Raw genomic sequence first — 7,297 nt, forward strand, 5'->3', positions numbered from 1 at the left:
GAGCTGCGCTCGCTCCTACGTTTGTTTCGGGCCATTAACGCCTGTGGCAGATGCGCGCGACCGCCTTGTTTGCACGACGCGATATCGTGCCATGCTCCAAGGCGTCCGCGCGCAAATCCCCCAGGAATAATTGGCCCGAAACAAACGTAGGAGCGAGCGCAGCTCGCGATGCGCCGCGCGGGCGGCGCTCGATCTCATGGGCGCTGAAGATGTTGTGGCCAGTTATTGGGGCCGCTTTGCGGCCTATTCGCGGGTTTACCCGCGAAGAGGCCAGACCTGCTTACCTAGAACCCAATGAAGGCATAGTAGACAGGCGCTTCAGCAGCGGTCCGCAACCCCCGAGCCCGCAACTCATTCACCCGCTCAGGCTGCTCCACATGCAGCATCCACTCAGCTCCGGTCACGGATGACGCCTGAGCCAGCGCCCCGGCAAACGCCGTCATCTCAGGCAAATAAGCGGTAAACCCATTGCCCTTGAGCGCGCTGGTGGTCATCCCCAGCGCCTCACAAATGGCCACCTTGGCCGCAATATCATCCCGATCCGCCTGCCGCGAAGCCTGCACCAGCGCCAGCAGCGCCGGGTCCACCGGCAGCGAACCATGAATCAGCTCGGGCCCTTGCTCCCAGGCTTCGGGCGGGCAGTCCTTGTTCTCTGGGCGCAGCGGAATATGCGGATTGATCTCCACCGGGTAGATGCGGCAGACCAGCGGTCGGCTTTCATAGATGGTGCACAGGTCGTTGTCGTCGAGGTTGCGACAGCGCCCAGGGTTGAACGCGGCAAAGGTCACCGAAACGCGCACTTCACTGCCGCCGCAAGCCACCGGATACGAGCGACGCAGCACATGCTCGCGCTGGTCCGCCGGCATGCCCGGCCCATCGGTGACGAAGCCCTCGATCAAGACAATCACCTGGCCACCGCCTGCCGCCCATTGACGGGCCTCGGCCAGTGTCAACGGCACATGGTGGCCGGTACAGCACTTGCCACAACCGGTACAGGCAAACCGCAGGCTGTCGTTCACTTGGCGTCCGGGTTCCATTCGCTGATGAAGGCCTGTTGCTGCTTGCGGTCGTACAGGCACAGCTCGGTGCCCGTCTGTTGCTGCATGTGCTTCTGTGGGTAAACCCCTTCGATCAGCAGGGCGCTGAAGCCGACCTGATCATCGAACTCGGCCGGTTTGCCGCGGGCGTGGGCATCCTTGAACTGGCTGGCTTTAAGGCAGGCCTTGAGCATCTGCTGGCGCTGCTCGTTCCAGGCCTGGCTGCTGGAGGCCTGGGCGACACCGCTGAACAGGGCGCAGGCGATCAGAAGAGAGTTGAAAAACTTCATTACGCGGTTCCGGCAATGGGTCCGAGGGGGGCGAATTATGCCCGAGTCATCCCTGGCGGCAAGCCAGGGAGTTTGTCGCTGAATATAACAACATGAGCTTCAGCGCTCGGCAAACACCACGGTCCGCGCCGCCGTCACCAGGCAGTCGGTCAGGTCGGGCGAGGAGAACTTGGTGAGGATGGCATTGGCCCCGGCCAACTTGGCTTTCTCGCTGCTCATGGCGCTGTCCAGCGAGGTGTGCAGCAGGATGTAGAGGTGCTGGAAGTCCGGGGTCTCGCGCAGGGTGCGGGTGAAGGCGTAGCCGTCCATCTCGGACATTTCGATGTCCGAGACGATGATGTTGATCTCTTGCGCAGTGCCCTGCAGCTCCAGCAGCACGTTCATCGCATCCTTGGCACTGCGCGCGGTGTGGCAGTCGATGCCGAGGTTGCGCAAGGTGTGCAGCGACTGCTGCAGCGCCACCTGGCTGTCGTCGACCACCAGGATATTGGCGGCGGCCAGCAGGCTGGCGTCTTCCTCGCTCAGCTCGCCCGGCTGTGGCTCCGGCTCGGGCGGGGCGATGCCGTGGATGACTTTCTCGATGTCCAGCACCTGCACCAAGGTGTTGTCGACCCGGGTCACGCCCGTGATGAATGAGCGGTTGCCCGAGCCAAACGGGGGCGGTTTGATGTCGGTGCTCAGGCAATGGACGATGCGGCTTACGGCTTGCACGTGCAGCCCTTGGCGCGAGCGGCTGATCTCGGTGACGATCAGGCAGCCGCCGTCCGGGTCAGCCAGCGGGCGTTCGCCGATGGCTCGGGACAGGTCGATCACCGACAACGGATTGCCGCGCAGGGTCGCAACGCCCTTCACGTGCGGGTGCGACTCGGGCAGCTTGGTCAGGGGCGGGCAGGGAATGATCTCGCTGACCTTGAGCAGGTTGATTGCCATCAGCTTGCCGCTGCGCAGGGTGAACAGCAGCAGCGACAGCGAGTCTGCCCGGGCATTGTGCGTGGCCATGGTGACCTTCGTGGGAAACGGGGGATGCCGGGTTATCGGCCTGATCTGGCGGCTCTTTAGCCCTTTGGTCAGTGCACCGATCTGCAGGTCGATGAACCCGCTCCCACAGGGTGAGTGTAAAGGCTTCAATCAGCGTTCGCGCAGAGCTTCGCGTGCGCGGTTCAGCGGTTTGATCAGGTAATCAAGGATGGTTTTCTCGCCAGTGCGGATATCCACCGTGGCGATCATCCCCGGCACGATAGCGAAGTGCTTGCCGGCCTTGTTGGTCAGGCTGTCCTGTTCGGTGCGGATGAACACCCGATAGTAATAGATTTCCGGTTTCACCTCGTCCTGCAGGGTATCCGGCGATATCCCCACGACCTTGCCGTCCAGCCCGCCATACACCGAGTAGTCGTAGGCACTGATCTTGACCTTGGCCGCCTGGTCGGGGTGGATGAAGGCGATGTCCCGTGGGGCGATGCGGGTTTCGATCAGCAGGCGCTCATCCATCGGCACGATCTTCATCACCTGCCCGCCAGGTTGCACCACGCCGCCCAAGGTGTTGACCTCGATATCCTTGACGATGCCGCGCACTGGCGAACGCAGGGTCAGGCGCGTCAGCGAATCGCTGCGTCCGCGGATCACTTCCGACAGGCTGTCGGCCTCGGCACTGGCCTTGGCCAGTTCCTCACGGGCGCGCACCAGGTACTCGGAGCGGGCCTCGTTGGCCTTGAGTTCCAGTTCCGAGCGCTGGCGGTTCAGGCGGATCACTTCGACCCGGCTGGAGGCGCCCATCTTGGCCAGGTTCTCGGTGATCTTCAGCTCCGCACGCACCAGCCGCAGCGAATCCTCGATGCCGGCCAGGGTCTGCTCCAGGCCACGGCGGCGGGTTTCGTACAGCGCCGTCTCGGCGTCGATCAGCTCGGGCGAATCGCGCAGGCTTTCCGGGAAGCTCAGCGGCTTGCCGGTGACCTCGGCACGCAAGCGCGCCACGCTGGCCTTGGCCGCACGGTACTTGGCTTCGCTCTCGCCAACACTGGAGGCGGTCTTGGTCGGGTCGAGCTGGGCGAGCACCTGGCCGCGCTCCACCAGGTCACCCTCGGCCACGTTCATCTCGGCGACGATGCCGCCTTCGAACGACTGGATCACCTGTTCGCGTGAACTGGGGATCACCTTGCCGGTGCCGGTGGAAACTTCGGTCACCTCGAACCAGGCCGCCCAGGCGAGGAACGCAGCGAGCATAAGCGCGCAGATCGTGATGATGCGCCCGGCGCGCAGCACCGCCTGGTCGTCCTGGCCGTCCAGATACGAGGCGGGGAGTGGGTGGTTGCTCATGCCTGCGCTCCTTGTAGCTTGGCCAGGGCGGCGTCGCGTTTGTCGTCGATGACGATGCGCCCGCTGTCGAGCACGATGATGCGCTCCACACGCTGCAGCACGCTGAGGCGGTGGGTGGCGATCACCAGGGTGCGGCCCTGGCAGAAGCGGTCGAGGTTATCCAGCAGCTTGCGTTCGGTGACGTCGTCGAGCGAAGCGGTGGGCTCGTCGAGCAGCAGTACCTGCGGTTGGCGAACCAGCAAGCGCGCCAGCACCAGGGCTTGGCGCTGCCCGCCGGACAGGCCTTGGCCGCCTTCGAGGATGAGGTGGTCGAGGCCTTTGGGCAGGTGGCGGACGAACTCCAGCGCACCGGTGGCCGCCAGCGCGGCGACCAACTCCTGGTCGCTGGCCTGGCCGGCGCCGAGGGTGAGGTTTTCCCGCAGGGTGCCGTGGAACAGCCGGGCGTACTGGGCCAGCAGGCCGACGTCACGGCGCAGGTCGGCCGGGTCGAGGTGCGCCATGGCGATGCCATCGAGGCTGACTTCGCCTTGGCTCAGGTCCATGGCGCCACCCAGCGCCTGCAACAATGTCGATTTGCCGGCGCCGTTGCGCCCGAGCACGGCAATGCGTTCGCCAGGCTGGATCTCGAGCTGGCCGATGCTCAGCACCGGTGGGGCTTCCGGGCTGTAGCGGAAGGTGGCCTGGCGCAGCACATATTCGCCACGGATCGCCGGCAGGTGCACGCGGGCCTCGCCTTCCGGGTGGTCGACCGGCGACTGCATCAGCTTGTCCAGGCCCTGCAGGGCCACCTTGGCCTGTTGCCAGCGGGTCAGCACGTGGGTCAGCTGCGCCAGCGGCGCCATCATCCGTGACGACAGCATCGAGGCGGCCACCAGGCTACCGGTGGTGAGGTCGCCGGCGATCACCATCGGTGCTCCGATCACGATGACCACGGCAAACACCGCGCCCTGGACGTTCTGGGTCCAGGTGACCAGGCCGTTGGTCAGGGTGCGCAGGTGCAGGCTGGTATGCGCGCAGGCGGCGTTGTACTGGTTCCACTGGCGCTCGAAGCGTGCCTCGGCCTGTAGCGCCTTGATTTCGTCCAGGCCCTGGATGCTTTCCACCAGCATGGCGTTGCGCAGCGACGACTCGCGCATCGAGGCATTGGCCAGCGCGGCCAGCCGCCGCTGCGCCAGCAGGCCCGGGATGACCATGGCCAGCAATGCCACCAGCGGGATGAACACCAGTACCCCGCCGATCAACCAGAACACCAGCAGGAACAGTAGGAAGAACGGCAGATCGGCCAAGGCCGTGGCGGTGCTCGACGTGATCAGGTCGCGGATCGACTCCAGCTCGCGCAGCTGCGAGATGAACGAGCCGGTGGATTTCGGCCGTGCCGAATTGCGCAGGCGCAGCGCATGGCCGTAGACCAGGTCTGAAACCCGCAGGTCGGCACGCTTGCCCAGCAGGTCGGTGACCTTCAGCCGCAGCAGGCGCATGCTGAAGTCGAACACCAACGCCAGCACCACGCCGCCGAACAGCACGTACAGGGTTGGCAGGGACTCGGCGGGGATCACCCGGTCGTACACTTGCATCGAAAACAGCACCCCGGCCAGGGCCAGCACGTTGGCCACCAGCGAGGCGACCATCACCTGGCCATAGGGGCGCAAGTCGCGCAGCACGATGCGGGTGAACCAGTGGCGGTCGTAGGGCGCGGTGTAGTCGTCGGTGCGCACATCGCGCAGCGGCCGTGCCGGGCGCATCAAGGCCACGCGGTTGATGCGCCCGTCGAGCGCTTCCCGGGGCAGGCGCGAGGTCAGGCGCTGGTCGCCGGCAAAGACCACCGCCAGCTCGTTTTCCTCGGTCACTGCCTCGACCGTGGCCAACTGGCCATCGTCCAGCTCCAGCACCAGTGGCGTGCGCCACTGGCGCAGGGCCTTGGCGTCGTAGCGCACGAAGCGCAAGGTCAGCCCGGCCTGGCGTGCCATGTGCCGGAGGATTTCATCCAGCGGGCGCGCATCCTCGGCCGCCGCCAGGCGGATGCGCTGGGGCGAGACGTCCAGCCGATAGTGATGAGCCACCTGCAGCATCACTTCCAGCCAGGGGCCGAGATCGGGGCGATGCGGCGCAGCCGGTTGCGCGGGCTGCGCCGGACCGGCCTGGGTCAGCTTGACGGTGTCGTTCATGGCTCGATTTCCACCCCTTGCAGGTTGCGCCCTTCCAGCCCGAAGGCGGTACGCAGGGCGCCGGAGTTGTACAGGCAGTCGACATCCAGGCGCAGCAGGTCGGAGCGGGTGCCGGCGAGTTCGAAGCGTGACTGGTAGATCTCCTGCTCGGCGTTGAGCAGGTCGAGCAAGGGGCGGGTGCCCAGGTCCAGGTACTGCCTGCCATACAATTGGCGGGCTTCCTGGATGCTGGCCTGGCGCGCCTCCAGCGAAGTCAGGCGCCGGCTCAGGCCGGAGGTCTGCGCCATGGCTTCGGCCAGGCCGCGGCGGGCCTGCAGGCGCGCCGCGTCTTCGGCGGAGTCGGCGGCGCTCAGGGCATGGCCGGCGGCGCGGCTGCGGGCGCTGATCGCGCCCCCCTGGTAGATGGGCACCTCGACGTTCAGGTAGATGCCCGCCTGGGTGCGGTCGAGGCTTCGGTTGTCGCGGTTGTAGTCGTTGTCTAGGTAGTGGTTGACCTGCGGTTGCAGCGACAGCGTGGGGTAGGCTTCGGCCTTGGCCTGGGCCAGTTCGGCCTGGGACTGGGCGCGCAAGGCCAGGGCCATCAGAACGGCTGGCAGCCGATCACTGCTGCCTGAAGAACGCTTGCACGCCTGGTTCAGCTCCGGTGGCGTTTCCTCGGCCAAGGCCGGTGGTGCTACGCGGCCGAGCAGTTCGGCCAGGGTCGAACGCCAGCGTTCGTACTGCGACTGGTATTCTTCGAGGGTGGCGCGGGCGCCCTCGACCCGTGACTCGGCCTGGACCACATCAGAGCGGGTGCTGGCGCCCATGTCGCTGCGCTGGCGGGCCATGCCGGCGATGTCGCCGACGCCGCGGATCTGGTCACGGGCGATGGCCATCAATTGTTCGTAGCGGCGGGTTTCGATCCAGGCGTAGGCGGTGTCGCGGGCGAGGTCGTCGACCACCAGCAGGATATTGGCCTGGGCCCGCGTGGCGGCGGCCTGGGCGGCGCTGACGGCATTGTCGACCTTGCCGAAGTCATAAAGCATCTGCTTCAACGACAGGTTCAAAGCCTGGCTGTTGCGGTCGCCGCCGTAGCCAGTGTCATAGCCGGTGCGCAGACCGCCGGAGATCTGCGGGTAGTAGCCGGCACGGGCGACGTTGATACCTTCGCCCTGCTTGTACAGGTTACCGACCGCTTCGGCGATGCTCGGGTGCCACTGCGCCGCGGTCAGCACGGCTTCCGCCAGCCCCAGGCGGTCGCCGTTGCTGGTGGCCTGGCCGGAAGGTGGCCGGGCCGGGATGGCATCGGGTGCGTCGCGCATCAATGACGGCCCGATGGTGCGCAGTCTGGGGTCTATGTCGTCGGCTGCCTGGGCAACCGGGTTCAGGTTCAACGCCAGGAGCCCGAAGGCCCCCAGCCACAACGGTGACAGCGGACTGCGTCGCTTCACGAAATTCCCTTACTGCTGTTCGTCCTTGCCGCCGGGCGATGTGCCCGGCGGATTGCAGCGGC

At 66.1% G+C, this 7,297-nt stretch carries 6 protein-coding genes; all 6 read right to left on the minus strand.

Annotated features, from left to right (window positions below; translation table 11 throughout):
• Positions 1–284 precede the first annotated feature (284 nt).
• The 6 genes from ACQKPS_RS08400 to ACQKPS_RS08425 all read right to left on the minus strand — a co-directional run bounded on the left by ACQKPS_RS08400 (position 285) and on the right by ACQKPS_RS08425 (position 7,235).
• Entirely contained in the window at positions 285–1,019 is a 735-nt protein-coding gene (locus tag ACQKPS_RS08400) for a YkgJ family cysteine cluster protein (protein ID WP_427603597.1), read from the minus strand.
• Positions 1,016–1,327 carry a hypothetical protein gene (locus ACQKPS_RS08405; RefSeq protein ID WP_283723989.1) on the minus strand — a complete coding sequence of 104 codons (312 nt, stop codon included), beginning with the start codon at positions 1,325–1,327 and terminating at the stop codon, positions 1,016–1,018. Before ACQKPS_RS08405 ends, ACQKPS_RS08400 begins: the two co-directional genes overlap by 4 nt.
• A 99-nt stretch (positions 1,328–1,426) precedes the next feature.
• On the minus strand, positions 1,427–2,326 hold the full coding sequence (locus ACQKPS_RS08410; RefSeq protein WP_313203137.1) for a chemotaxis protein: 900 nt from the start codon (positions 2,324–2,326) through the stop codon (positions 1,427–1,429).
• A 129-nt stretch (positions 2,327–2,455) separates the two neighbouring features.
• Complete coding sequence (locus ACQKPS_RS08415; RefSeq protein WP_176509541.1) at positions 2,456–3,640, minus strand: HlyD family type I secretion periplasmic adaptor subunit; 1,185 nt, start codon at positions 3,638–3,640, stop codon at positions 2,456–2,458.
• Positions 3,637–5,805 carry a type I secretion system permease/ATPase gene (locus ACQKPS_RS08420; RefSeq protein ID WP_283723991.1) on the minus strand — a complete coding sequence of 723 codons (2,169 nt, stop codon included), beginning with the start codon at positions 5,803–5,805 and terminating at the stop codon, positions 3,637–3,639. Before ACQKPS_RS08420 ends, ACQKPS_RS08415 begins: the two co-directional genes overlap by 4 nt.
• Positions 5,802–7,235, minus strand: coding sequence for a TolC family outer membrane protein (locus tag ACQKPS_RS08425; RefSeq protein WP_427603600.1), 1,434 nt, complete (start codon positions 7,233–7,235; stop codon positions 5,802–5,804). The genes ACQKPS_RS08420 and ACQKPS_RS08425 overlap by 4 nt, the downstream gene beginning before the upstream one ends.
• Between the last annotated feature and the right edge of the window lie 62 nt (positions 7,236–7,297).

It is taken from the genome of Pseudomonas sp. NPDC086566, assembly GCF_050280885.1.
In the GTDB taxonomy this organism is placed as follows: Bacteria; Pseudomonadota; Gammaproteobacteria; order Pseudomonadales; family Pseudomonadaceae; genus Aquipseudomonas; species Aquipseudomonas vlassakiae.

Excerpts from the sequence above, each read along its gene's own strand:
- ACQKPS_RS08405 (WP_283723989.1), bottom strand. The coding sequence starts at position 1,327 with ATGAAGTTTTTCAACTCTCTTCTGATCGCCTGCGCCCTGTTCAGCGGT.
- ACQKPS_RS08410 (WP_313203137.1), bottom strand. The coding sequence starts at position 2,326 with ATGGCCACGCACAATGCCCGGGCAGACTCGCTGTCGCTGCTGCTGTTC.
- ACQKPS_RS08415 (WP_176509541.1), bottom strand. The coding sequence starts at position 3,640 with ATGAGCAACCACCCACTCCCCGCCTCGTATCTGGACGGCCAGGACGAC.
- ACQKPS_RS08420 (WP_283723991.1), bottom strand. The coding sequence starts at position 5,805 with ATGAACGACACCGTCAAGCTGACCCAGGCCGGTCCGGCGCAGCCCGCG.